This window comes from Pseudomonas lutea (assembly GCF_000759445.1).
Taxonomy (GTDB): Bacteria; Pseudomonadota; Gammaproteobacteria; order Pseudomonadales; family Pseudomonadaceae; genus Aquipseudomonas; species Aquipseudomonas lutea.
In genome coordinates this window covers 1886746-1912238 of record NZ_JRMB01000002.1, presented here as the reverse complement: position 1 = coordinate 1912238, position 25493 = coordinate 1886746, and the positions used below count along the sequence as shown (strand labels likewise).

General features: G+C 58.8%; 22 protein-coding genes. 11 read left to right on the top strand and 11 right to left on the bottom strand.

What is annotated here, in order from left to right; all coding sequences use genetic code 11:
* Positions 1-18 precede the first annotated feature (18 nt).
* Complete coding sequence (locus tag LT42_RS20710) at positions 19-420, bottom strand: GFA family protein (RefSeq protein WP_037017151.1); 402 nt, start codon at positions 418-420, stop codon at positions 19-21.
* 322 nt (positions 421-742) lie between these two features.
* Between LT42_RS20710 and LT42_RS20705 the strand changes: the two genes are divergently transcribed.
* The 9 genes from LT42_RS20705 to LT42_RS20665 all read left to right on the top strand — a co-directional run bounded on the left by LT42_RS20705 (position 743) and on the right by LT42_RS20665 (position 11038).
* Complete coding sequence (locus LT42_RS20705; RefSeq protein WP_037017148.1) at positions 743-2050, top strand: CitMHS family transporter; 1308 nt, start codon at positions 743-745, stop codon at positions 2048-2050.
* Positions 2051-2116: 66 nt separating this feature from the next.
* Positions 2117-2884 (top strand): TerC family protein, encoded by a 768-nt coding sequence (locus LT42_RS20700; RefSeq protein ID WP_037017145.1) that lies wholly within the window; start codon positions 2117-2119, stop codon positions 2882-2884.
* 257 nt (positions 2885-3141) lie between these two features.
* A complete protein-coding gene (locus LT42_RS20695; RefSeq protein WP_037017142.1) occupies positions 3142-4785 on the top strand; it encodes a Na/Pi cotransporter family protein in 1644 nt (547 codons plus the stop codon).
* A 67-nt stretch (positions 4786-4852) separates the two neighbouring features.
* Entirely contained in the window at positions 4853-6235 is a 1383-nt protein-coding gene (locus LT42_RS20690) for a M16 family metallopeptidase (protein WP_037017139.1), read from the top strand.
* A 71-nt stretch (positions 6236-6306) separates the two neighbouring features.
* Entirely contained in the window at positions 6307-7482 is a 1176-nt protein-coding gene (locus LT42_RS20685; RefSeq protein WP_037017136.1) for a DUF5924 family protein, read from the top strand.
* A 10-nt stretch (positions 7483-7492) separates the two neighbouring features.
* The gene (locus tag LT42_RS20680) at positions 7493-8662 is read left to right on the top strand and encodes an ABC transporter permease (RefSeq protein WP_037017133.1); all 1170 of its coding nucleotides are present in this window, start codon (positions 7493-7495) and stop codon (positions 8660-8662) included.
* On the top strand, positions 8659-9465 hold the full coding sequence (locus LT42_RS20675) for an ABC transporter ATP-binding protein (protein WP_037017130.1): 807 nt from the start codon (positions 8659-8661) through the stop codon (positions 9463-9465). The genes LT42_RS20680 and LT42_RS20675 overlap by 4 nt, the downstream gene beginning before the upstream one ends.
* A complete protein-coding gene (locus LT42_RS20670; RefSeq protein WP_037017127.1) occupies positions 9465-10403 on the top strand; it encodes an MlaD family protein in 939 nt (312 codons plus the stop codon). The genes LT42_RS20675 and LT42_RS20670 overlap by 1 nt, the downstream gene beginning before the upstream one ends.
* On the top strand, positions 10400-11038 hold the full coding sequence (locus LT42_RS20665; RefSeq protein WP_037017125.1) for an ABC-type transport auxiliary lipoprotein family protein: 639 nt from the start codon (positions 10400-10402) through the stop codon (positions 11036-11038). Before LT42_RS20670 ends, LT42_RS20665 begins: the two co-directional genes overlap by 4 nt.
* Here LT42_RS20665 and LT42_RS20660 read toward each other — a convergent pair.
* The 6 genes from LT42_RS20660 to LT42_RS20635 all read right to left on the bottom strand — a co-directional run bounded on the left by LT42_RS20660 (position 11011) and on the right by LT42_RS20635 (position 16515).
* Positions 11011-12249: a nucleoside recognition domain-containing protein gene (locus LT42_RS20660; protein ID WP_037017123.1), complete on the bottom strand. Its 1239-nt coding sequence runs from the start codon at positions 12247-12249 to the stop codon at positions 11011-11013. The genes LT42_RS20665 and LT42_RS20660 overlap by 28 nt on opposite strands.
* Before the next feature lie 97 nt (positions 12250-12346).
* Positions 12347-13678: a glutamate/aspartate:proton symporter GltP gene (gene gltP, locus LT42_RS20655; protein ID WP_037017120.1), complete on the bottom strand. Its 1332-nt coding sequence runs from the start codon at positions 13676-13678 to the stop codon at positions 12347-12349.
* A 704-nt stretch (positions 13679-14382) separates the two neighbouring features.
* The gene (locus LT42_RS20650) at positions 14383-14850 is read right to left on the bottom strand and encodes an inhibitor of vertebrate lysozyme family protein (RefSeq protein WP_037017118.1); all 468 of its coding nucleotides are present in this window, start codon (positions 14848-14850) and stop codon (positions 14383-14385) included.
* Between the two features lie 2 nt (positions 14851-14852).
* The gene (locus LT42_RS25005) at positions 14853-15017 is read right to left on the bottom strand and encodes a DUF1328 domain-containing protein (protein ID WP_002555679.1); all 165 of its coding nucleotides are present in this window, start codon (positions 15015-15017) and stop codon (positions 14853-14855) included.
* An 88-nt stretch (positions 15018-15105) separates the two neighbouring features.
* Entirely contained in the window at positions 15106-15390 is a 285-nt protein-coding gene (locus LT42_RS20640; RefSeq protein WP_037017116.1) for a hypothetical protein, read from the bottom strand.
* A 270-nt stretch (positions 15391-15660) separates the two neighbouring features.
* Positions 15661-16515 (bottom strand): BON domain-containing protein, encoded by an 855-nt coding sequence (locus LT42_RS20635; RefSeq protein WP_037017113.1) that lies wholly within the window; start codon positions 16513-16515, stop codon positions 15661-15663.
* Between the two features lie 256 nt (positions 16516-16771).
* On the opposite strand from LT42_RS20635, the gene algB reads away from it, so the two are divergent.
* Together algB and LT42_RS20625 are read left to right on the top strand one after the other, a co-directional pair.
* Positions 16772-18118, top strand: a complete 1347-nt coding sequence (gene algB / locus LT42_RS20630) for a sigma-54-dependent response regulator transcription factor AlgB (RefSeq protein WP_037017110.1) — start codon at positions 16772-16774, stop codon at positions 18116-18118.
* Between the two features lie 10 nt (positions 18119-18128).
* Positions 18129-19916 (top strand): KinB sensor domain-containing domain, encoded by a 1788-nt coding sequence (locus LT42_RS20625; protein WP_037017108.1) that lies wholly within the window; start codon positions 18129-18131, stop codon positions 19914-19916.
* Positions 19917-19931: 15 nt separating this feature from the next.
* Here the strand turns inward: LT42_RS20625 and LT42_RS20620 are convergent, their stop codons facing one another.
* The 4 genes from LT42_RS20620 to LT42_RS20605 all read right to left on the bottom strand — a co-directional run bounded on the left by LT42_RS20620 (position 19932) and on the right by LT42_RS20605 (position 25492).
* Positions 19932-21551, bottom strand: a complete 1620-nt coding sequence (locus LT42_RS20620; RefSeq protein ID WP_037017105.1) for an EAL domain-containing protein — start codon at positions 21549-21551, stop codon at positions 19932-19934.
* Positions 21552-21644: 93 nt separating this feature from the next.
* Positions 21645-22421: an N-acetylmuramoyl-L-alanine amidase gene (locus LT42_RS20615; RefSeq protein WP_037017102.1), complete on the bottom strand. Its 777-nt coding sequence runs from the start codon at positions 22419-22421 to the stop codon at positions 21645-21647.
* A 99-nt stretch (positions 22422-22520) separates the two neighbouring features.
* The gene (locus LT42_RS20610) at positions 22521-24614 is read right to left on the bottom strand and encodes a GGDEF domain-containing protein (protein ID WP_037017099.1); all 2094 of its coding nucleotides are present in this window, start codon (positions 24612-24614) and stop codon (positions 22521-22523) included.
* A complete protein-coding gene (locus tag LT42_RS20605; RefSeq protein WP_037017097.1) occupies positions 24611-25492 on the bottom strand; it encodes an endonuclease/exonuclease/phosphatase family protein in 882 nt (293 codons plus the stop codon). Before LT42_RS20605 ends, LT42_RS20610 begins: the two co-directional genes overlap by 4 nt.
* Position 25493 lies beyond the last annotated feature (1 nt).

Sequence of the window (25493 nt, the reverse complement as noted above, 5' to 3'; positions counted from 1 at the left end):
CTGAAGCGGCCACCGTAATCACGCGCTTTCTTCAGGCTCCCCCGGCAGATGCTCATCCACGTGCAGCCAAGGCAAGCGGCTGTCAGTCCAGATATGTCGGTTGGCAGGTGTCAGCTCCGGGTGATCCAGAGTGGCAATGGTTACGTCCATCATCTCCGGGCTGTTGCGGCTGAACAAGGCGACCTGAGCGCCACAGTTGTTGCAGAAATACCGTACGCATGTCGGGCCCGAGTCATACGTTGTAGGGCTTCCAGCCAGCCATTTGAAGGCCTCAACCGGCACACTGGTCCATGTCATCACGATGCCGCCGGACGTGCGCCGACAAATCGAACAGTGACAGTGCGCAACGTCATCGACAGGCGCATCGAGTTGATAGCGCAGGTTGCCGCAATGGCATCCGCCGGTTTGCAATTCGCTCATGGTCACTCTCCGGATTATGTATGCAGGTCTGACCGCGCATTGGGGTCGATAACTCCATCTTCCGCTCACTCCCTATCTGGGCGACGAAAGCTGGCTGAAAGCTTCTCCCTTTAGCATCACCTCACCGCCGGCAACAGACCGGTCAGCCAGGACGAACGCGCATGACGTTCTCCGGCCCATCTACAACAACAATCAGGTGATTTCCGATGCTCGCATATGCCCCGCAAAACCTCTGCGCAATTCCCCAGATTTACGCGCCGCTCGTTCTGAGCTGATCGACTCTTCTCGTCTGTCCCATGCCGCGTAACACTGGAGTATTGCTATGTTGACCTTCCTCGGCTTCGCCATGGTCGTCGCCTTCATGTACCTGATCATGAGCAAGCGCTTGTCGGCGCTGATTGCACTGATCATTGTTCCTATTGTCTTCGCCCTGTTCGGCGGCTTTGCGTCCGAAATCGGCCCAATGATGCTTGCCGGGATCACCAAGCTTGCGCCAACGGGCGTGATGCTGATGTTCGCCATCCTTTATTTTGCGCTGATGATCGATTCAGGCCTGTTCGACCCGGCCGTGCGCAAGATTCTTAAACTGGTCAAAGGCGACCCGGTCAAAGTGTCGGTCGGCACCGCCGTGCTGGCGTTGGTCGTCTCGCTGGACGGTGACGGCGCCACGACCTACATGATCTGCGTGGCGGCCATGCTGCCACTTTACAGCCGCCTGGGGATGAGCCCGCGCATTATGGCTGGCCTGATCATCCTGGCTGGCGGGGTCATGAACATGACGCCATGGGGCGGTCCGACTGCACGCGCGGCGAGTGCCCTGCATGTAGATCCGTCTGACATCTTCGTACCTATGATTCCGGCAATGCTTGCAGGCGTCGTGGCCATCCTGGTCATCGCCTACTTCTACGGTAAGCGCGAACGCGCCCGTTTGGGTGAACTGCACTTGCCGGGTGATGAGGTCGATCACAGCGAGATCAGCGTTTCTCAGTTCCCCGAAGCCCGTCGTCCGAAGCTGATCTGGTTCAACGCAGCACTGACCCTCGTGTTAATGGTCGCGCTGATCATGGGCCTGCTGCCGCTGCCAGTGCTGTTCATGATCGCGTTCAGCATCGCGATGATCGTTAACTATCCTTGCCTGCAAGCCCAGAAAGACCGCGTGGCCGCTCATGCCGGCAGCGTGCTGGCAGTGGTCGGACTGATTTTCGCTGCAGGGATTTTTACCGGTATCCTGTCCGGCACCGGAATGGTCGATGCAATGTCGAAGAGCCTGCTGGCTGTGATTCCCGAGGCGATGGGGCCTTATCTCGCCGTGATCACCGCCGTTGTCAGCATGCCGTTCACCTTCTTCATGTCCAACGATGCCTTCTACTATGGAGTGCTCCCGGTACTGGCCGAAGCTGCGTCGCATTACGGCATCAGCCCGGTGGAGATGGCACGTGCCTCGATCGTCGGACAGCCCGTCCATCTGTTGAGTCCGTTGGTGCCGTCAACCTACTTGCTGGTTGCACTGGCGGGTATTGAATTCGGTGATCATCAGCGTTTCACCCTCAAATGGGCCGTGCTGGTGTGCGTGTGCATCTTGATCGCCGCGCTGCTGATGGGGATTTTCCCGCTGTTCAGCAGTCTATAACGCAACATAACGCTCCCGGCGGCGCAGTCGCGACGATGGGAATACAAAAGCTCAAAGGAATACGTAATGGAATGGCTGACCAACCCTGAGATCTGGGTTGCTTTCTTCACGCTCACTGCTCTGGAAATCGTCCTCGGCATCGACAACATCATCATGATCTCGATCCTGGTCAGCCGCATGCCCAAGGCAATGCAGCCGCGCACCCGGATCTTCGGCCTCGCGCTGGCAATGGTGACGCGGATTCTGTTGCTGCTGTCGATCACATGGGTCATGCGCCTGACCGACGATCTGTTCGTGGTTCTGGGCCAGGGTATTTCCGGACGTGATCTGATTCTGTTCTTCGGTGGCCTGTTTCTGCTGTGGAAAAGCTCGCAAGAGATTTACCACGGCATGGAAGGAGAGGAAGAAACGCCGGACGAGCCCAAGGGCAAAGGCGGCATGTTTCTGTACACCATTCTCCAGATCGCGATCATCGACATCGTGTTCTCGCTGGACTCCGTTATCACGGCCGTCGGCATGGTTTCTCATGTGCCTGTGATGGTCGCAGCGATCATCGTGGCGGTGTTGATCATGATGCTGTGCGCGGGCGTTATCAGCGACTTCATCGAAAAGCACCCTTCGCTGAAGATGCTGGCCTTGTCGTTCCTGATTGTCGTCGGCACCGTGCTGATCGCAGAATCGTTCGACGTGCACGTGCCCAAAGGCTACGTCTACTTCGCCATGGCGTTCTCGCTGGCGGTGGAGGCGATCAACATAAAGATGCGCACATCGGTGGCGAAGAAACGTGCGATGCAGGACCCGACGAAGCTGCGCAAGGATGTTCCAGAGCAGTGAGCTTGATCGTGTGAGGGATAACAAAACGGGGCGATTGCCCCGTTTTTTCTTTGCGGGCCTAATCACGCCCTGCTCGCAAGCCCCTTGTTTTGTTACAGTTTTGTTTCAACGAATAATCCGCTGTGCCATGCTGGCATTCGGGCCACAGGCCAACTAAAGCTTAAGTGGGCACGCTGCGGGTCTGTCACCAATACCTGCGTTTACTACTCGCTGGACCTTTAACTTTGCCCAATGGGCAACCACAGGGGGCTCTCCATATGCTGACCCTGCTCGATTTGCTTTCCGCCGTCGCGCTGCTGATCTGGGGCACACATATCGTTCGTACGGGCATTCTGCGCGTCTACGGCTCGCAGCTGCGCCGCGTCATCGGGCAAAACATGTCCAAGCGCCCGCTGGCTTTCGTCGCGGGGATACTCGTAACGGCAGTCGTGCAGAGCAGTAACGCCACAGCGATGCTGGTGACGTCATTCGTAGGCCAGGGGCTGATGGGGCTAACGCCCGCACTGGCAATCATGCTCGGCGCCGACGTCGGTACGGCCGTCATGTCGCGAATCCTCACCTTCGACCTGTCATGGCTGTCACCTCTGCTCATCTTCCTCGGCGTGATCTTTTTTCTCTCGCGCAAGCAGACCCGGATCGGTCAAATGGGTCGAGTCGGCATCGGTCTGGGCCTGATCATTCTGGCATTACAACTGATCGTCACCGCTGCGGCGCCCATCACTCAGGCGGCCGGGGTCAAGGTACTGTTCGCGTCACTGACCGGCGACCTACTGCTTGATGCTCTGGTGGGTGCGATGTTCGCGCTGATTTCCTACTCCAGTCTCGCAGCCGTGTTGTTGACCGCGACGCTCGCCGGCGCGGAAATCATAAGCCTGCCGGTGGCGATCGGCCTGGTCATTGGTGCGAACATCGGCAGCGGTCTGTTGGCGTTCCTCAGCACCAGCATGCAAAACGTCGCAGGTCGTCAAGTTGCGCTAGGCAGCCTGTTGTACAAACTGATCGGCCTGGTGCTCATCACTCCCTTGCTCACCCCACTGGTCGCGTGGATGGACACACTCAATGTCAGCCCGTCCAGCCTGGTGATCAGTTTCCATGTGATCTACAACTCGCTGCGCTGCCTGATCATGTTGCCGACGGTGGGCCCGATGGGCCGCCTGTGTGCCTCGATCCTGCCCCGGCAGGCTGAGATCAACGGCCAGACCAAGCCTCGACATCTGGACCTGACCGCACTGGCCACGCCAAGCCTGGCACTGGCAAACGCAGTGCGTGAGACCCTGCGCATGGGCGATCTGATAGACAGCATGCTCAATGCCATGCAGGAAGTCCTGCGTGGCAACCAGACGGCCGTGACGCAGGAGGTGCGCAGGCTCAATGATGATGTCGAGGTGCTTTACAACGCTATCAAGCTGTATCTGGCGCAGATGCCGCGTGATGAGCTAAGCGATCAGGACAATCGCCGCTGGGCGGAGATCATCGAACTGGCAATCAACCTTGAGCTCGCCAGTGGCCTCATAGAGCGCATGTTGCGCAAGGTGCAGCAGCAGAAGACGTCGCAACGACGGTCTTTTTCCGACGTCGGTCTGGAGGAACTCTCCGGACTGCACGAGCAATTGATGGCGAACCTACGGCTGGGCTTGTCGGTGTTCCTGAGTGGCGACCCGGAGAGTGCGCGTCAATTGTTACGTGAGAAACGTCGCTTTCGCGCGCAGGAGCGCCGCCTGGCACACGCCCATGTCAGCAGGCTGCAACGCAAGATCGTGCAGAGTATCGAGACCAGCTCACTGCACCTTGAGCTGATTTCTGACATGAAACGCTTGAACTCGCTGTTCTGCAGCAGCGCCTATGCGGTCCTCGAAACCTCCGACACAGGTGCCTTGGCCAGCGACAGTCAAGCGGACTGATGAAGGTGAACGCAGCGCCGGTTGTGAAGTCTGTTACACATACCGGCCCGCAAGGAAGCCCGTTTTGATGCGTCGCCTGCTGTTCGTTTGTTTGTTGCTCACATCCCTATCTTCGATGGCACTCGACCGGTTTCAGGTCGAGGGCTATGTGCTGCCCAATGGTTTGCAACTGCTGCTCAAGCCGGGGGACAAAGGCCACGTTGCGATTCGTCTTGTGGTGGGCATCGGCTTTGACGACTTCAAGTGCGAGGACAAGGAGCTGCCGCACCTGCTGGAGCATCTGCTTTTCAGTGGGATCGACAACAGCGGGGAAGGCGGCCTTGAGCAGCAGATGCAGGCCCTCGGCGGCGAGTGGAATGCTTTCACCAGCAATACCGACACGACCTTTGTCATCGAGGCCCCAGCCCAGAACCAGCGCAAGGTCCTCGACCTATTACTCAATTTGCTGACCCATACGCAGCTCAATCAGGCCAACCTGGACACCGCCAAGCGTATTGTTGCTCGTGAGGACGGTGGCCATTATTCACATCTGCAACGCTGGCTGGACAAGCGCGACGTTGGCCACGGCGCCGGTAATCAACTCGCTGTCGAGCTGGGGCTCAAATGCCCGGAGCGGCCTGAGGTTGATCATCTGACCCTGGAGCAGGTCGAGAACATCCACGACAACTGGTACGCCTCCAACAACATGACCCTGATCATCGTCGGAGACCTCGACAAGCTCCTGCCGGCGTATCTGGACCGCACGTTTGGCCAGCTCAACGCTGTCGATCCGACTGAGCATCCTCCCCTCCGCTCGATTTCCGAAAAGGCAGAGCCTGAACGGACATTGGTACGCGGTGCATTGGGCGATGGCGCGAAGCTGCATCTGTTTTTTCCTGAGCCGGACATGGGCGAGCAGCATGACGAAACCTGGGATCTGGTGAAGGCCTATCTGGACTGGGCGCTCTACAGCGAACTGCGTCTGGACAAAGGCTATTCTTACGGCCCGTGGGCTGACCGTGAAGCCTTCGGTGACACCGGATTTCTTAGCCTCAATGCCGACCTGAGCCGTGACGACGTGGACCCGGCCACCGCAGCGGTGCGCGCAATGCTTCAGCGGCTGCGCAAGGAGGGCATGGACCCGGCCACCTTCGCGCGATTGCAGCAGGCGTCGATCGCCAAGCAGGCCTGGACCGTTCAAGGCAACAGCGCGCTGGCCGACTATTACTGGGGAGCTTTGAACGACTACGACGATGGCCGCTTTCAGGATCCGGCCAAGCGCACCCGGGGCGTTAGCCTGGATCTGGCGAACGTGGCGATGCGTCAATTGCTGGCACAACCGGGTTACGTTCGTGTTGAAGAACCATTGCTGAGCTACGACGAGCTCTACGGGATCGGCGTGGTACTGAGCGCAGTGTTAGCGTTGCTGGTCCTCTGGCGCTGGCGCGCCTACAAAAAGCGGCCGCTTTAACGAAACAACCCGGCATGCTGGATTCGTTCAGCGCTGCCTCTCAACCCCAATACCCAGAGTGACATTCCGAGATGCCAGACATTAACGCCATCATTCAGCACACGCTGGTACAGCGCGTACTGGAGTTCATCAAGCGTTATCCCGGTCTGATCGCGTTTTTCGGATTCTGCTCAGGCATCGGCAGTTTCATTCTGGTCGATCGCCAGGCCAAACTGGCGACGTGGATCGCCGTCATTCTTCTGGTGAGCTGGATTTGGCTGATGGTAGAAAACAGCGCTGTCGCGTTGTTCGCCAAGATGTTCAAACGCGAGATTCCCCAGCCGCTGTTGCGCTACGCAACGCAAATGATTCACCAGGAGAGCCTGTTCTTCGTCCTGCCATTTTTCTTCGTGACCACCACCTGGAACAGTGGCCAACTGGCATTCACCGGGCTGCTGGGTGCAGCTGGCCTGATCTCGATCATCGATCCGCTGTATTACAAATGGCTGGCACCGCGGCGCTGGCTGTTCATGGGGCTGCATACGCTGACGCTGTTCGCGGCGTTGCTCACGGCACTGCCGATCATTGTTCACCTCACCACCGCCGAGAGTTACAAGCTGGCACTGGGCATTGCCATGCTGTTGTCGTTTCCGAGCCTGGCTTCGGGCTACCCGATCAATAACTGGAAGCGCGGCGTCGGCCTGGTAGTGATGACACTGGCAATCGGCGGCGCGGGCTGGCTGCTGCGGTTCTGGGTGCCGCCGGCAACGCTTTGGCTGACCGAGGCCGCGATCAGCACACGCTTCGATAACCAGAACCGAACGCCTGGCGAAAGCATTCAGGAGATCGGGGTCAATCAGTTGCGCAGCGCGGGTCTTTACGCGTACACCTCGATCAACGCACCGCGCGGGCTGAACGAGCGGATTTATCACGTCTGGCGCCACAACGGCGAGGAAATAGAGCGTATTGCTCTAGACATTCGTGGTGGCCGTGAGGAAGGCTATCGGGCCTGGACGCACAAGCAGAATTTTCCGCCGGATGTCCTTGGCAAATGGCAGGTGAGAGTACTGACCGAGGACGGACAAATGATCGGTGTGCTGCGCTTTGAGGTGACTGAACGCGATCAACCTGCGGTCACTCGCAACAAGACCAAGCCGGCAGGTTTGAAACCGGGCACCGACGCCGTGGGACCGGATGACAGCGCTGCCAAAAAACCGGGGAACAGCGCGCCAGCAGAGACCCCATCCGCGCCAGCCGAAACCAACTAAGCTCGTCGCTATGACACTACTGAACACCCCGGCGGCTCCCCCGTCCGCGACGGCGGGACGCCTATCACTGGACACGTCCAGCGACCCCGCACGGTTGCGGATCAGCGGAGACTGGACGCTCGCCCACTACCGCGAGCTCAGGCGGCAAAGCGATGCCTTGACCGCAGGATTCGGGCCCACCACCGATGTGGACATGGACGAGCTTGGCGCGCTGGATACCGCAGGCGCCTCGCTTCTGGTGGAGCTATTGGGCGCGCAGCGCCTGCGACTGCTCGCGGTACAGGCCCCCCATTTGCCGGAATCCAGCCGCGCGCTAATGCAAACCATCCAGAGCGCATTGGCGGACTATTGCAGGCCCGTTCGAGAGCCCGACGCTGCCGTTGGCATGCAGTTGCTGGCGCGGATCGGCGCAGCAGTGGACGTGATCTGGAAGGACACCCTGCAACTACTGGGTTTTATCGGGCTGATCCTGCAAACCTTTGCCTCTATGCTGTTTCGTCCGAGGCGCTGGCGAACCACTTCCGTTATCGCCCACATCGAGCAAATCGGCCTGGACGCTGCGCCCATCGTAGCGCTGCTGACGTTCATGGTCGGCGCCGTCGTGGCTTTTCTCGGCGCCACCGTGCTAAGAGCGTTTGGCGCCACCATTTTCACAGTGGACTTGATCGGGTTTTCGTTCCTGCGCGAGTTCGCGGTGCTGCTGACCGCCATTCTATTGGCCGGTCGCACCGCCAGTGCTTTCACCGCGCAGATCGGCTCAATGAAGGCCAACGAAGAGCTGGATGCTCTGCAGACCCTGGGGTTGAGTCCTACAGAGCTGCTGGTGCTGCCCCGCGTACTGGCGTTACTCATCTCCCTTCCTATCCTCACGTTCCTCGCGATGATCTGCGGCATCGTTGGCGGTGGCGTGGTGTGCGCGCTGTCACTCGGTATTTCCCCGGCAATGTTTCTGTCGTTGATGCAGGCCGACATCGGGGTGCAGCACTTTCTTGTGGGCATCGCCAAGGCGCCCCTTTTTGCTTTTTTCATCGCCGCCATCGGTTGTCTTGAAGGCTTCAAGGTCGAAGGCAGCGCTGAGTCAGTAGGCGCTCACACCACATCGAGCGTGGTGCAGTCCATTTTTGTAGTGATCGTGCTGGACGCACTGGTGGCAATGTTTTGCATGGAGATCGGCTGGTGACCCGACGTTGCGTACAACCCGTTGAGACGGTGATCGAGGTCCGCGGCCTGAGCAATCGTTTCGGACCGCAAGTGGTGCATGAAAACCTCGACCTGGATCTGTATCGCGGCGAGATACTCGGTGTAGTGGGCGGCTCTGGCGCGGGCAAATCGGTGTTGCTGCGCAGCATCGTCGGCCTGCAACGGCCCGCGGCGGGTAACGTCCGCGTGCTGGGTCAGGACTTGCTGAATCTGCCCGACAAAGCGCGCTCTCAGGTTGAGCGACGTTTCGGCGTACTGTTTCAGAAGGGTGCGCTGTTCTCCTCGCTGACCATTAGTGAGAACGTCGCATTGCCTCTGATGGAGCATGCCGGACTGAGCCGTGAAGAGGCCGAGCACCTGGCCGGGATCAAGATGGCACTGGCCGGGTTGCCTCTTTCAGCCGCGCACAAATACCCGGCGTCCCTATCAGGCGGCATGATCAAACGGGCGGCGCTGGCGCGAGCGTTGGCTCTGGACCCGGACATACTGTTTCTTGACGAGCCCACCGCCGGACTCGATCCGATTGGCGCAGGCGCGTTCGACCAGTTGATCCTGACTTTGCGCGATGCGTTGGGGTTGAGCGTATTCATGGTCACCCACGATCTCGATACGCTTTATACAATCACCGACCGCGTCGCCGTGCTCGCGCAGAAGCGCGTGCTGGTCGCGGACAGCATCGATCGGGTGTCCGCCACCAAGGACGCCTGGGTTCACGAGTACTTTCACGGACCGCGCGGCCGCTCGGCCTATTCAGCGGCCACCCACCCACACGAGGTCTCATGATGGAAACCCGCGCCCATCACGTTTTGATCGGCCTGTTCACGGTCATCGTGGTCGCCGCTGCCTTGCTGTTCGGCCTGTGGCTGGCCAAGTCCAGTGTCGACTCCGCATTCAAGGACTATCAGGTCGTCTTCAATGAAGCAGTGACCGGGTTGTCCCGCGGCAGCCCGGTGCAATACAGCGGGATCAAGGTCGGCGACGTTGTGCAGTTGCGCCTTGACCCCCAAGACCCACGCCGCGTATTGGCGCAGATCCGCGTCGCCGGTGAAACGCCCATCAAACGCGACACGTTCGCCAAGCTCGCGCTGGCCGGCATCACCGGGACGTCGCTCATCCAGCTCAGTGGGGGCACGCCGCAGAGCGAGGCGCTGAAAGGTGAGGGCGGCAACTTACCGGTGATTATCGCTTCGCCGTCGCCCATTTCACGGTTGCTCAACGACAGTGATGACCTGCTGAGCGGGACCAATACGCTGCTGCACAACGCCAACGCGATGTTTTCCTCCAATAACGTGCAAACCCTGTCACGCACGCTTGAACACCTGGAGCAAACCACCGGGGCCATCGCCGATCAACGCGACGATATTCGTCAGGCGCTGAAGCAGATGACGCTATTGAGCAAGCAGGCCGGCGCAACGCTGGAGCAGACATCCACGCTGATGCGCAATGCCAACCAACTGCTGACCAGCGACGGCAGGCAAACCATGGCCAGCGCCCAACAGACCATGAAGTCCCTTGAGCAAAGCAGCCAGACCATCAATTCGCTGCTCAAGACCAATCAGAATTCGGTAAACGAAGGCCTGCAGGGGCTGGGCGAATTGGGTCCGGCCATTCGAGAGTTACGTGAGACCCTGAGTTCGTTGAAAACCATCTCGCGGAGCCTGAACGCCAATCCCAGTGGTTACCTGCTGGGCAGCGAGAAGAACAAGGAGTTTGAGCCATGAGGTTTGTCGGTCAGTCTTTCACTGCACCGTTGTTGGCGGCGACATTGTTGTCATTGAGCGCCTGCTCCATCCTGCCCGAACAGCCGCCGTCGGATGTCTACCGTTTGCCGGCAGCGCAGTCGGCAAGCAGAGAAACGACGCCGATGCTGTGGTCGTTGCGGGTAGTGCGGCCCAAGTCGAGCGAAACCCTGGACAGCCCCCGGATCGCAGTTTTGCCTCAGGGCAATATCATCAGCAGCTACAAGGGCGCGCGTTGGAGCGATCCGGCACCGCTGCTACTGCGCAATCGGCTGACCGACGCCTTCTATCGTGACGGACGCGTCAAGTCGATCAGCACCGATGACAGCAATCTGCAGGCTGACTTTGAATTGGGCGGCGAGCTGCAGGCGTTTCAGAGCGAGTACGTCGGATCGGCAATCGAGGTGGTGATTCGTCTGGATGCAAGACTTGCAGATGACCGTCAGCGGATTGTGGCGAGCCGGCGGTTTGAAGTGCGCCAACCGGTGGCGGACAAGCAAGTACCAGCGGTTGTTTCGGCGTTCGGCCAAGCCAGCGATACGCTGGCAGGCCAAGTGTTGCAGTGGACGGTCGAGCAGGGCCAGCGGCGCTACGTTGCCGAGCCAAAGAACCAGTAGCAGACGGCGATTGCAGCAACGACGCCGGCGAATTCCGCCAGCAGCGCGCAACCTACAGCGTGTCGTGCCCGTTGAATGCCCACAGCGCCGAAATACACCGCCAGAACGTAGAAAGTGGTTTCAGTGCTGCCCTGAATGGTCGCTGCGACGAGTGCAGGGAAGCTGTCGACGCCTTGGGTTTTCATGGTTTCGATCAGCATTGCCCGTGCGGCGCTGCCGGAAAATGGTTTAACCAGTGCGGTCGGCAGCGCATCAACGAAGCGGGTGTCCATGCCCAGCCACTGTATCGCGTGGCGAACGCCTTCAAGAATGAAGTCCAGCGCGCCCGATGCACGCAGCACACCCACCGCGCACAACATCGCAACCAGATACGGCAGCAGATTTTTGGCGACATCGAAGCCTTCTTTTGCCCCTTCGACGAAGGTTTCGTACACCTTGACCTTGCGCAGTGCGCCGATCACCAGAAACAGCATGATGATGCCGAACAGGGTGACGTTGCCCAGCACCGAAGAGAGGCTGGACAGCGCAGCGGCAGACAGCCCAGCCAGCACGGCCATGAAGCCGCCCAGCAGGAGCGCTCCGGGGATGAGGTAAGCGAGCACTACCGGATCCCACAGCTTGAGCCGCTGCATGAACGCCACCGATAACAGCCCGACCAGCGTCGACGCACTGGTCGCGAGCAATATCGGCAGAAACACCATTGTAGGGTCAGCGGCGCCTTGCTGGGCGCGATACATAAAGATGGTAACCGGCAGCAACGTCAGCGAAGAGGCGTTGAGCACCAGAAAAAGGATTTGCGCATTGCTGGCAATGGTTTTACTGGGATTGAGCTCTTGCAGTGAGCGCATCGCCTTGAGGCCAATGGGCGTGGCAGCGTTGTCCAGGCCCAGTGCGTTGGCGGCGAAGTTGAGGGTGATAAGGCCCAAGGCCGGATGACCGCGGGGCACTTCGGGCATAAGGCGATGAAACAGCGGAGCGAGGATTTTACCGAGCCAGTCGACGATCCCGGCCTTCTCGGCAATGTTGAGAAAGCCCAGCCACAGGGTCAGCGTACCGAATAGCAGCACCATGACCTCCACGGACAGCTTGGCCATGGCGAAGATGCTCTCGACCATCGCAGCGAAAACGCCCGCATTTCCCCCGACGAGCCACTGCGCCAGGGCAGAAATCGCCGCGACCACGAAAAACCCGAGCCATAGGCCGTTCAGCATACAAATCCCCTCGCAAGATGCGGCGATGATAACGGCGGGGGAAGAAACAACAAACCCCGGCGGTGGCCAGGGTTTGTTGATTCAGGCTATGCAGCACTCAGTCCAGAGTTGATTGCCCTGCAGGCAGCGGCTCTTTGCTGCGCCAGTGCGGCAACGAGTTCCAGTAGCGTTCGCCCTTGGCGTCGTCATACATGCCCTCCCAGCGGGAGATCACCAGAACGGCAAGTGCGTTGCCGATCACGTTGAGCGCCGTACGGGCCATGTCCATGATCCGGTCGACGCCGGCAATGAACGCCAGTCCTTCCAGCGGGATGCCAACGCTGCCCAGGGTCGCCAAAAGCACCACAAACGACACGCCCGGCACGCCGGCGATGCCCTTGGAGGTCACCATCAAGGTCAGAACAAGCATCAGCTGCTGGCCGATCGACAGGTCGATGCCGTATAGCTGCGCGATGAACAGCGCGGCGATGCTCTGATACAGCGTCGATCCGTCGAGGTTGAAGGAGTATCCAGTCGGCACTACAAAGCTGCTGATGGCCTTGGGAGCGCCATAGGCTTCCATCTTCTCGATCACACGTGGCAACACGGTTTCGGAACTGGCGGTGGAATAGGCCAGGACCAGCTCATCCTTGAAGATGCGCATGAGCTTAAGCACCGAAAAGCCAAACAGGCGTGCGATCAGGCCAAGCACCACAAAAGCGAAAAAGGCGATCGCAACGTAAACCAGGATCACCAGCTTGGCCAATGGCAGCAGCGAGGCGAAGCCGAAGTTGGCGACTGTTACAGCGATCAGCGCAAATACGCCAATTGGCGCGTAGTTCATGATCATGTGCGTGACCTTGAACATGGTTTCCGAGACGCCCTGGAACACCTTCACCAATGGGTCGCGCACTTCCGCATTCAGGCTCGACAGGCCCAGCCCGAAGAACACAGAGAAGAAGATGATCGGCAGCATGTCCCCACGCGCGACGGCCGCGAATATGTTCGAGGGGATCAGGTTGAGGATGGTCGCAACAAAGGCATGGTCATGCTGCACTTCTGCAGTGGTTTTCTGGTACTGGGAAATATCCACGGTTCCCAGCGTGCTCATGTCGATCCCTGTGCCGGGATGGAATACATTGGCCAGCCCCAAGCCTACGACGATGGCGATCGTGGTAACGACTTCGAAATAGAGGATGGTCTTCAGACCGATGCGTCCCAGTTTTTTCGCATCGCCGACACCTGCAATGCCCACCACCAGGGACGAGATCACGATAGGGATAACGATCATCTTGATCAGCCGGATGAAGATATCACCCGCCGGCTGCAGGATATTACTGATCCACCAGGCCTTCTCGGTGCTGAAATGGTTGAGGAGGGCGCCGATGGCGATTCCTAGAACCAGGCCAATGAGGATCTGCCAGGCGAGGCTCAGCTTTGCCTTCTTCATGTCATTACCTTGTTGTCGTTGCCGGGACATCCTCCAACCATGCGTCGTCATGAATGTTTATCCAGCTGACGCCGCATTTGCCGTTGGAGCTGTCCAGTGGGATAGCCGCAGTTGAGCATCCGAGCTCTGAGCAGGCGAAAAAGGCGCAACTATTCCCACGCCGACTGGCATCGTCTAATGCCGTAAACGACTACCCTATGCCGAATCGGCATGATGTAAATCAATGACTTAGCAGTATGGCCGCGCTAACAGTCCAATTGCAGATTCAGTTAAAGGGCTCAGAGGCGGCTACGCCGGCGTCTGCAGCGTAAGACTTCAGCTGCGAAAACAGGTGACGGATTGGTCATCTATGGCAGACGTGGCGTCTATAGAGACCGATTTTGACGCGATGTACGGTCGTAGGACGCAGGAATGGGCGTTGTAGGACTTGAGAGCGAGGAGACTTGGAGGGGAGCGGAAGGTGACAGCGACGAATTTGCGCCTCACAAGTCCACTGTCGGATACGAGCTCAGGCCGTATCGGACGATGGACTTGCGTTGCGGCTTGCCTGACCCGGCCCACGAATGGGAGTACTCCCTGTACACCTAGGCCGCTTCAATCACTCCATTGATCAAAACGCCCCGACCCCTTGGTCATACGCGCACCGTCTTCGGGCTGCGCGTCTATCAGGAAAACCGGTATTTACAGGTCTTCCATCATTCGAATCAGTACCAGTTCGGATCTTTTTTGAGCTGCTCTTTCAAAAGCCCTTGCATACCCTCATCCGGTTTACCCAGGAAGCGGTAGTCCGCATGACGCGTAGGCGATTTGTCTGCAGGGAGTCCTGCAGGCACTTCTACCAACATCGCGTATGCGTGGGATTTATCGAGGCTGAACGCCACGATGAGCCGTTTGTTGATGCAGGTTTCTTTGGTTTCGCAAAGCGGCCCCACCAGATACTTGTCACCGTCTTCCGTAACAGCGTTCATCTGCTCTGAGGCGCCAGAGAGGTTGATAACCCAATCGGGTAACCGCTCTTCTTTCTTGACCACACTCGACCACGTTTCGCGGTAGTCAGGGTCAGCGCTTAACAGCTCATTGACCCGGGACTGCCCGTCGTTAGCGGCCCAAGCTGTAACGCTGGCGCTCGCAAGGAGCGCCAGTGCCAGTGCATGGAAGTGCTTGGAGCCCATACTCAGCCTCGGCCGCGACGGCCAAAGAAGAACGACACCACGAACATGACCAGGAAGACTACGAACAGGATCTTGGCAATGCCGGTCGCAGTACCTGCGATACCACCAAAACCAAGGACGGCTGCAACGATAGCGATGATCAGAAATGTGATTGCCCAACTCAACATGGTGACTCTCCTTCAGTTTATTGATTTTCTTGCTACGTCGAGGCGTCGGTATGACCCTCGGGGTAGATCGCGTCTTCGACCCTGAGGATCAGAAAACCCAGCTCTGCTGACGTGGCGCTTCGTCGTTACTCGCGGCCGCGTCATCAACTTGGAGACTCAGCGCAACATCCGACGCTTTCAACGCGCTGGCCTCTGCAAAAGGCGCAGCATGAGCGTGGGAATAATGAGCCTGAGTCACTTCTTGATTTTGATTCCAGTGATTGAATTGCTGAACGACGATAAGCGTGATCATCAGCGCCAAGCTGGCAAACAAACCCTGCTGCACGTGCATAGGGGAGATACGCAGTTTGTTGGCGAGATGTTGAACGTTCATTCAGCTGACTCCTGGCAATCTTGTCGGCCATCTGTCCGGCCCGTGTTACCAAGAACATTGCACGGCGTGTGCCAGCTTTTTAAGTACCGATAAATCCTTGAAAATCAATAAGTTATGAATAGCAGAAAACCTGGCGCTGCACGCAAGCTGCACGATTGAACATTTGCCATCGTGCGGAATGCACGAATAAGCTGACAGCGGGTGGCATCACGAATTCAATCAGCATCGAATTTCGATTGTCGCACCCGCCGTTTGCGCTTGTTCGACGCTCTAGCCTGCACTTCGCGCGGTAACGCGCAGCGTGTCGGCGTCAACACCCTTAACCCCGCGAATGTTGCGTGCAATCTCCACAGCTAGCTCCTTCTCGGCGTAATTAGCGACAACGCCGTCGAGCGTCACAACGCCATTCCTGGTCTCGACCTTGATGTTCAAGCCGTCAAGAGTGCGGCTATATATAAGGCTGGATTTCACCTTGCTGGTAATCCACGCGTCACTGAATTCCTCCCGGACGCTACTGGCCTGCAGTTCGCTCTGCTCCTTGATCGCCTGGGTATCACGGGCACTGACACTGATGAGGTTGTTAACCTCAGTCACACCGTCGGTGTTCGTGGCGAGGCTCCCGGCCAGTTGCTTGGCATCCGCATCCTTGGCCTGGCCTTTGAGCGTAACCACGCCTTGAGCCGCGCTCACGTCGATATTCAGAGCTTCCGTTACGCTGTTCCAGAGCAGTTTGGATTTGATGGTGGCCGTAAGCGTAGCGTCATCAAATCGCTGGGCCATGGTGGCTTTAGTGCCAGGGTCGGCCGCCACTTGCGGATCAATCTCCAGCTGATTGTCGACTTTGTTGATGCCTTGAATATCACCTGCAATTTGCGCAGCCAGATCCTTGTCCACCTGGTTTTCGACCTTGCCCTTGAGAATTGCGGTGCCTTGCTCGACATCGACGCTGATCTTGAATGGACTCAAATGGCGATTCAGCGCGAAGGCCGTCCAGATCGAGCCTTCCTGACGCGCTTCGGCCAGTTGGGTTTGCACATCGGCGGCGGCAGCTTGTGCCATGACCGGCGCCAGTCCGAGCAACCCTGCGGCGGCGAGGGCCAGGGTGATTTTCTTCAGTGGGGGCATGGGGGGTCTCCGGGCAATTGCAAAAAGGTACCTCTGGACAGACTGGTCATTTGTCCAGACGTTCTCTATTGAATACCTCTGATCAGCCTCTGGGAGACCTGACCAGCGTCTGAGCAGGGTCGGGGTGCGGATCAGCAACTCAGGTTTTTAAGAAGATCGCTATCATCCAGCGCAAAGAATCAATCAGAATGAACCATGCAACTTGCCCGATCTTTCCGGGACTAACACAGACTATTCATTGAGGAGCGTAGGAAAAATGGAAGCAGCCGCTGAGAATCAGGGCCGTATTCTGCTTGTGGATGATGAATCCGCCATCCTTCGCACCTTCCGTTATTGCCTGGAAGATGAAGGCTACAGCGTAGCCACTGCCAACAGTGCGGCGCAGGCAGAGGCGCTACTGCAGCGTCAGGTGTTCGATGTGTGTTTTCTGGACCTGCGTCTGGGCGAGGACAATGGGCTGGATGTCCTGGCGCAGATGCGCGTACAGGCGCCATGGATGCGGGTTGTGATCGTTACGGCGCACTCCGCTGTCGACACCGCAGTGGACGCCATTCAGGCAGGCGCGGCTGATTATCTGGTCAAGCCTTGCAGCCCGGATCAGTTGCGTCTGGCCACCGCCAAACAACTCGAAGTTCGCCAGCTGTCCGCTCGACTCGAAGCGCTTGAGGGTGAAGTTCGCAAACCGAAGGATGGCCTGGATTCCCACAGCCCGTCGATGATGGCGATTCTGGAAACAGCACGTCAGGTGGCGAACACAGACGCCAATATTCTCATCCTTGGCGAGTCCGGTACCGGCAAGGGTGAGCTGGCACGGGCCATCCACGGTTGGAGCAAGCGCGCCAAAAAGGCCTGCGTGACCATCAACTGCCCGTCTCTGACCGCCGAGCTGATGGAAAGCGAGCTGTTCGGTCATAGCCGCGGCGCGTTCACCGGCGCCAGCGAGAGCACCCTCGGCAGGGTAAATCAGGCGGACGGCGGGACGTTGTTTCTGGACGAAATCGGCGATTTCCCGCTGACCTTGCAGCCAAAGCTGCTGCGTTTTATTCAGGACAAGGAATACGAGCGCGTCGGCGACCCGGTCACTCGACGCGCTGATGTGCGAATTCTGGCGGCAACCAACCTCAACCTGGAAGACATGGTTCGCGAAGGGCGTTTTCGTGAGGATTTGCTGTATCGCCTGAACGTGATCACCTTGAACTTGCCTCCCTTGCGCGAGCGAAGTGAAGACATTCTGACGCTGGCCGATCGTTTTCTGGCCCGTTTCGTCAAGGAGTACAGCCGTCCCGCACGCGGGTTCAGCGAGCAGGCGCGCAGTGCCTTGCTCAACTATCGCTGGCCCGGAAACATTCGCGAGCTGCGAAACGTGATTGAGCGGGCGAGCATTATCTGCCCTCAGGAAAAAGTCGAGATCACCCATCTGGGTATGGCCGAACAGCCTGTGAACAACGCCCCGCGCGTTGGCGCCGCCTTGAGTCTGGATGAGCTGGAAAAAGCCCACATTGGCGCGGTGCTGGCCACGAGCGACACCCTGGATCAGGCGGCACGCACGTTAGGCATCGATGCCTCGACGCTGTATCGCAAACGCAAGCAATACAACCTGTGACAGGGCGTCGATGATGTTTGCGATGAAGTTGCGCACCCGGCTCTTTCTGAGCATATCGGCACTCATCACCGTCGCCCTGCTGGGGTTGGTGTTAGGGCTGGTCAGTGTCATGCAAATGGCTAAATCTCAGGAATCCTCAATTCGGCACAACTTCATCACCCTCGATATCGGCCTGAGGCTGCGACAAAACCTGGGTGACCAACTGGTCATGATGCTCAAGGACAATCCCGATCAGGCCGAGCTGCAGCGCAACCAGCAGCAGTTCCAGAGCCTGCTTGATCAAGGGATCGAGCATGATCAGCAGACGGGCGTTCCAAGCGGGTTCGAAACGGCGCGGGTGAATTACGCCCGGTTTATCGAGACAATCACTCAATCCAGCGAACGTGCAGACGCCATACGCGACGATCAGTCCGTAACGGAAGCGTTCAATGTGCTGCGCAACGGGCTGCTCGACGCCCACCGTCAGGCGCTTGAGAACATCAGCCAGGCCGAGAGCGCCTCAAGGTCGCGGGCACTGTGGGTGGCCGCGTTACTGGGCCTGGTTGGCCTGGCAGTGCTGGTGATCGGCTTCATTACGGCCCATGGCATTGCCCGGCGTTTCGGTGGGCCCATCGAGCAACTGGCCAAGGCGGCGGACCGGATCGCCCAAGGGGATTTCGATGTCGCGCTTCCTACCTCATCGTCAGCAGAAATGAACCTGCTCACCCACCGATTCGGGATGATGGCCGACGCACTGCGTCAGCACCAGAAAACCAATGTCGATGAACTGCTTGCCGGCCAGCAGCGTTTGCAGGCGGTCCTGGACAGCATCGATGACGGGTTGCTGATGATTGACCGCCAAGGGCGTCTCGAACACCTTAACCCCGTCGCGCAGCGTCAGTTAGGCTGGGAAGAAAGCCGGCTGGGTCAAGGCCTGGGCGAAGCGCTGCAGCGCCCGGAGCTGGACGAACAGCTGTATCTGGTATTACGCGGCGGGACTCTGGAGCGCGCGCCCGATGATCTTTCAATCGAGATCGATGGCGAAACGCGGTTGCTGACGTATAGCCTCACGCCGGTCAGCCATACCAAGGGTCACATCGTTGGCGCGGTCATGGTGCTGCATGACGTCACTGAGCAACGAGCGTTTGAGCGGGTTCGCAGCGAGTTTGTATTGCGCGCTTCCCATGAGCTGCGCACGCCCGTCACCGGCATGCACATGGCCTTCGGTCTGCTGCAAGAGCGCGTACATTTCGCCCCGGATTCTCGGGAGAAAGACCTGCTCGACACGGTCAATGAAGAAATGCAGCGCCTGATGCAACTGATCAACGACCTGCTCAATTTCTCGCGCTACCAGAACGGCCTGCAAAAGCTGACGCTGGAGCCCTGCGATATCGGGGAATTGCTCGAAGCGGCACGTCAGCGTTTCGCTGATACCGCCCACGACCAAGACGTGATGGTGCTGTTGGAAACCCAGGAACCGTTGCCACGAGTACAAGCGGACAAAGCGCAGCTAGACCGAGTACTCGACAATCTGCTCGACAACGCACTGCGCCACACGCCCAAGTCCGGCCTGATTCGTCTGCAGGCCAGGCGGCACGGTGAACGGTTGATCATTAGCGTGGAAGACAACGGCGAGGGCATCGCTTACGGCCAGCAAGCGCGCATTTTCGAGCCGTTTGTACAAGTGGGACGCAAAAAAGGCGGTGCAGGGCTGGGGCTGGCGCTATGCAAGGAGATCGTCCAGTTGCACGGCGGACGGATGGGCGTCTATTCACGGCCTGGGCAGGGCACGCAGTTCTATATGGCGCTACCGCTTTAACGCCTACTTGAAGGCCTAGGCCACATCATCCGTACGGCGGCCGCCGCTGCGCCTGCCACCAATCACCAACTCGATGAACTTGGTCGCGGTCAATGGTCGTGCAAACAGCCAGCCCTGGCCATAAATCACCCCTTCGCTCTTGAGCAGCAGCGCCTGAGACTCGAATTCGATGCCCTCGGCGATCACCTTCAGTTGCAGCGCATGAGCCATGCGGATGATGTGGGGTGCCACGCCGCTGCTGGCTGCATCGTGGCCCAGCGCGTCGATGAATGCCTTGTCGATCTTCAGGCAGTCCACCGGCAGGGTTTGCAGGTAGGCCAGACTGCAGTAACCGGTTCCAAAGTCATCGATGAGCACTTGGTGCCCCCGGTCGCGTAACGCTTGCAGATGATTACGCGCAACGACGACATCCACGAGGCCGCGCTCGGTCACTTCAAATGCGATCTGTCGCGGTGCCACACGGTGCAGCGCAAGGAGCTTGGCGGTAACCCTGCCGATGCGAGGGGCGATGACATCACAGGCGGCCAGATTCACTGACACGTACAAATGGGGGTTTGCCCGCAACAGGTGCCCCAACTGCTCAAGCAGCTGCTGCAGGACGAAGTCGGTGATTTGACGGATCTGCCCGGTGTTCTCCGCCAGCGGAATGAACAGGTCGGGGCTGGTCAGCGTACCGTCGGGTCTGCGCCAGCGCACCAGCGCTTCAGCGCCAACGCACAGCCGGGTGTTGAGATCGAATATTGGCTGATACAAAACCTTCAGCTCGCCTCGACGCAGCGCGCCATGCAGCTCGCCGCCCAACGACTGCCGCTGACGCACCAGTTGCAGGACGAGAATCCCGATGCACAGGGAAATCAGCAGGCTCGTGGGCACCAACAGCCACCACGCGCCGGTGATCTTCTGTTGCAGGCCACTGCGCGGGGTAATCAGAACGAGCTGATATTCGGGGCTTTGAGTCGGCATCCGGTAGACGAGCTTGTCCTGGGTCGTCATCAACGTTGCGTCAGAGTTGGGAGCCCAGTCCGGGGTAGGAGGCCATTTTTGAGCAGGTCCCAGGACTGGGACCGCTTTGGTGCCATGGTCGAGTAAAACGACCAGGCTGCCCCCTGCGGGTAAATCGACCACGTCCGTGAGGTGCCCGCGGGAGGTCGATACTCGAAAATCTCCACGACCCAGCATCAGTGAAGCGAGGTTATCGTCAGGCTGCGTTGAAGTGTTCAACCAATAGTCGTAGGTGGGGCCGCGAATGTCCGCAGGTCTTGCTTTGCCGATCAGGCTTTGACGGGTCCAGCTTGAGCAGAACTGGCGCTCGGTGACATACGCCACTTCGTAGATAAAGCGGTAGCGGGAATTGACCTGCCTTAACTGCTCGATCATCTCGGGGCTGCAGCCTCGCAAAGGCTGAGCTTCCAGTTGATCGAGCCCGGCCCTGAGCTGACCGAAAAGCTGCTCCAGACGGACGAGAAATCGCTCGCCCTGGGCGTTCATCTGCGCCCGCTCGTCCTGCCGGGCCTGGTGCATTGCCAGGCCAAAACTGCCCACCAGCAAGACGGCCGCGCTCAGCACCGCGGCCAATAAAGCCAGAAGCCATGGGCGGTAAATGAAAGAGCGCAGGGGCGGCGTCGCCGTGAACATCAACAGTCATCCAGATGGCTTTCGGTTCGAGAAACCTTGAGGTGCGGCAACAAGCGTGGAAATAGCCAGATGAACACAGACAACTAGGGGAGTTTAGTGCCTGAGGTTAAGTACTTGCAGCATAGCTGCACTTTGCAGATCCGGCTCGCCGTCAAATTTTTGTGGTCGATAATGCATTTGAAAGGCTGCCAGCACGTGCCGAGTCGCAATGTCCAGCTCTCCGGTCTGCGGTGTTGGATAACCCAATAGCGCCAATTGCTGCTGGAACCAGACGACACTTGGGACGATACCCATGAATTGGGCCTGGCGCTGGGCGACTTGTTGCTCATCCGGCCATATCCCCAAACCTTCCTGCGCCAGCCGTTTCCAGGGAAACAGCGGCCCCGGATCGAGCTTGCGAAGCGGGGCGATGTCGCTGTGGCCGATAACATTCCGCGGCTCGATATGATTGCGCTTGACGATGTCTTTGAGCAAAACGATGAGCTTCTGGATCTGTGCTTCGCTGTAGGGATACCACAGCCGCCCGGTCGGCGTGTCGCGGTACCCGGGATTGACGATTTCGATGCCGATGCTGCTTGAGTTGAGCCAGGTTCGACCGTCCCACTCACTCTCTCCGGCATGCCACGCGCGCTGAGACTCGTCTACCAGCTTATAGACCGTCGCTGGGCCGTCGCCGATCAGGTAGTGCGCACTGACCTCACCATGGGTCAGCAACTCCAATGAACGGTCCAGCGACGCAGACGTGTAATGGACCACTACAAACTGCGCACGACTGTCGTAGTTCACCGAGGGGTGGCTGGTGTCAAACGCTGGACCACTGCTACACGCGGTCAGCAGCATGAGCAGGATCGGAGCAACAATAAACTTCATGGCGGCACGACGCGTAGGAAATTAATGCAACAGTGTAACGTAACGCCGCGAACGCATTCAAAAACCACATGCATGCGTTCATGCGACCCGTGGACAGCCTCAGCCTTGTTCGATCCGATTGCGGCCCTCGTGCTTCGCACGGTAAAGCGCTTGATCCGCGCGTTTTAGCACCCCGTCGCTGCGCTCACCCGGACGGAATAACGTGATCCCCATCGAGACCGTGACCGTCACTCGCTCGCCTTTGAAGTGAAACGGGCACTGCTCGATGCCCTCACGCAGGCGCTCCAACAGTGCCATTCCCTCATCCATCGGCGTGGTGGGCAATAGCAGTACAAATTCTTCACCGCCGAAGCGCGCAATGAAATCCGAAGCCCGCAAACGTTGTCGCAGCTGGCCAGCAATGATCTTGAGAACTTTATCCCCCGCCAAATGGCCGTAACCATCGTTGATGCGCTTGAAGTGATCCAGATCCAGGATGCCGAGCAATAAGCTTGAGGGCTTTCTCTGCAACTGATCGATTTCATGCTCAAGCCGTTCATTCCAGGCCGCCCGGTTTGGCAGGCCTGTCAACGTGTCGATCAATGCTCTTTGCCGTTGCTCTTCCAGATGAGCACGGAAACCCAGTGCTTCCTGCTCCATCGTCGCAACACGGCTGGCGAGGGATTGAAGGCGCGTTGCGACCTCCTGTTCGCGTCGATCACGCTGCTGCTGATGTTCATCCATGGTGCCGATCAGCCCCTCAAGCCGATTCTCCAGAACCTGCTTCAAACTGGTGAGATCCGCTGCTTGCTGCACGCTGGTTTGCAAGTCGTCTACGTGTTCGCGCAACTGGTGGTCCAGTTGACGCGAGGCAGACTGCTGATCTGCATGGCCTTCGCTGGCGGCCAGCAAGTTGCTCTGAAAAGACTCGAGGCGCTCGTTGAGCTGCTTGAGATAAGCCTCGAATTCATGTTGCCCGCTGTCGGTGATGGCCAGCATCAACACAGCCAGGTCATCAAGAATCGGCAGCAGTTCGTACCAGTTCAGTCCGTGTTCAAGCCGAGCACGCATAGCCTCAGCTTGTGGACGATGATGCTCGGGCAGCGTCAACTCATCGAGCAGGCCCAGGAGCGTTTCTTCGATGTGGGCGGCGACAGAGCTGTAGCTGGGCTCGGGCGACGAGGGCAGTGCATAGGGGCCTTCCTCTTCGGCGGCATTTTCAGGCTCATTGACGTTCAGGTCATCGTCGTCGAGCTGATCGTCACCCGGGTCATCGTCGCCGGCGTCCGTCTCGGCAGTCGCCAGAGCGGGCTCTTCAACCGACGCCGGAACATCCTGCTCTAACGGTTCGCTTGCTTTTTCAGGCGCAGGCTCTGTCGCGGAGGGTTGAGAAGGGCGGTCTTCGGGGCTGTGCCGTGGATCGGGCGCATCGCCTTGAGCGACGCTCTCCTGCATGCTCATGGCCACGGAGGGTATGGCTTCAGCCGGGCTATCGGCGCTGGCAGGCTCGGGGACTTGAGCCGACGAAAGGCCCACCGGCGCGCTGTCGACAACCACGCCAGCGTCCTGGGCGGTCGGGGCTCCCTCAATGACCGAATCAGATACAGCCACGGCGGGCGAAACGAGCGGGACTGGTTCGGTGATGGCAGCAGGTCGTTCAGCGGTGTGTTCATCATCGCCGGTTGGCTCGCGATGACTGCCGAACAATCGCTGCAATAAACCGGGCCGGGACGCCTCGTCAGGGTGGTCGATCTGGGACAGCGCCTGGCCCTGAAGACCGCTCAACTCGCTCAGCAGGAGCGGCAGCTCGCGTGCCTGAGTAATACGATCCTCAAGACTTTTGGCGAACCGCTTGAGTGGTTTGCTGACTTCCTTTGGCAGCGGCAATGCCTGTAGCTGCGCCACTAGAGAGGTCAACGCGGTGCCCATTTGCTCAACACGCTGTTCCCGACGCTGCTCGGAATCCAGCACGGCTTTTTCCAGCCGCGGAATCAGGGCCGCCAACCCTGCGTCCATGTCGTCCTTGCGAACGATTTCGCGCATTTCTTTCATGCACTGATCGACCGCCTTGTCGGCACCTTCGGCCGCCAGGCTGCTGCGCACCAGGCCTCGACGCAGCAAATCGAGCCGCGCGTTCCAGCGCCGCTCCAGTTTGTCTTGCTGCTCGATGCTCTTGAGGTACTTTTCTTTCCAGCGCTGCGCTTCGTCGGTCATTCCACAGGTCCGCGAGGAGATGTGCTTGTTATCGGCAGGGAGTCACCGATTAATGAGGCCGGCAAGCGAATCTCCACCGCGACGGGCAGATGATCGGAGATGGGCTGAGCCAGCACCTGGACCTTTTCAAGGGTCAGAGTGGGGCTCAGAAGAATGTGATCAAGGCACCGCTGCGGGCGCCAGCTTGGAAAGGTCGCTTCGATTTGCGGAGCCAGCAAGCCCAGATCCCGTAGCGGCGAGGTTTCCAGCAAATCAGTGGCATGGGTGTTCATGTCACCCATGAGCACCTGATGCCGGTACCCGCCAATCAGCTCGCGAATGTAAGCCAGCTGCAGCGTTCGGGTCCGGGCGCCGAGCGCGAGGTGCATGACGACCACGACCAAAGCATCAGGACCTTCACCGAAACGAACCAGAATGGCGCCTCGCCCTTTGGGCCCGGGCAACGGGTGATCTTCGATGTCCCAGGGACGCAGTCGGCTGAGCACGCCGTTACTGTGCTGGGCCAGGCGCCCGAGGTTGCGGTTCAGCTGCTGATGCCAGTAGGGAAAGGAGCCGAGTTGAGCGAGGTGTTCGACTTGATTGACGTAGCCTGAGCGGATGCTGCCGCCATCGGCTTCCTGCAACGCGACCAGATCATAATCACGCAGCAGATCGCCGATCTTCTGCAGGTTGCCGGCTCGACCGTTGTGCGGCAGCAAGTGCTGCCAACCCCGGGTCAGGTAGTGCCGATAACGCTCGGTGCTGATGCCGACTTGGATATTGAAGCTGAGCAGGCGAAGCCGGCCGTCCGCCGGCAACCCTGTTTCGAGAAGATGACGCTCATTGATTTTTGCTGCGTGCCGGGCAACGACACGTTCAGTAGTTCCCCAGCGCGCCATG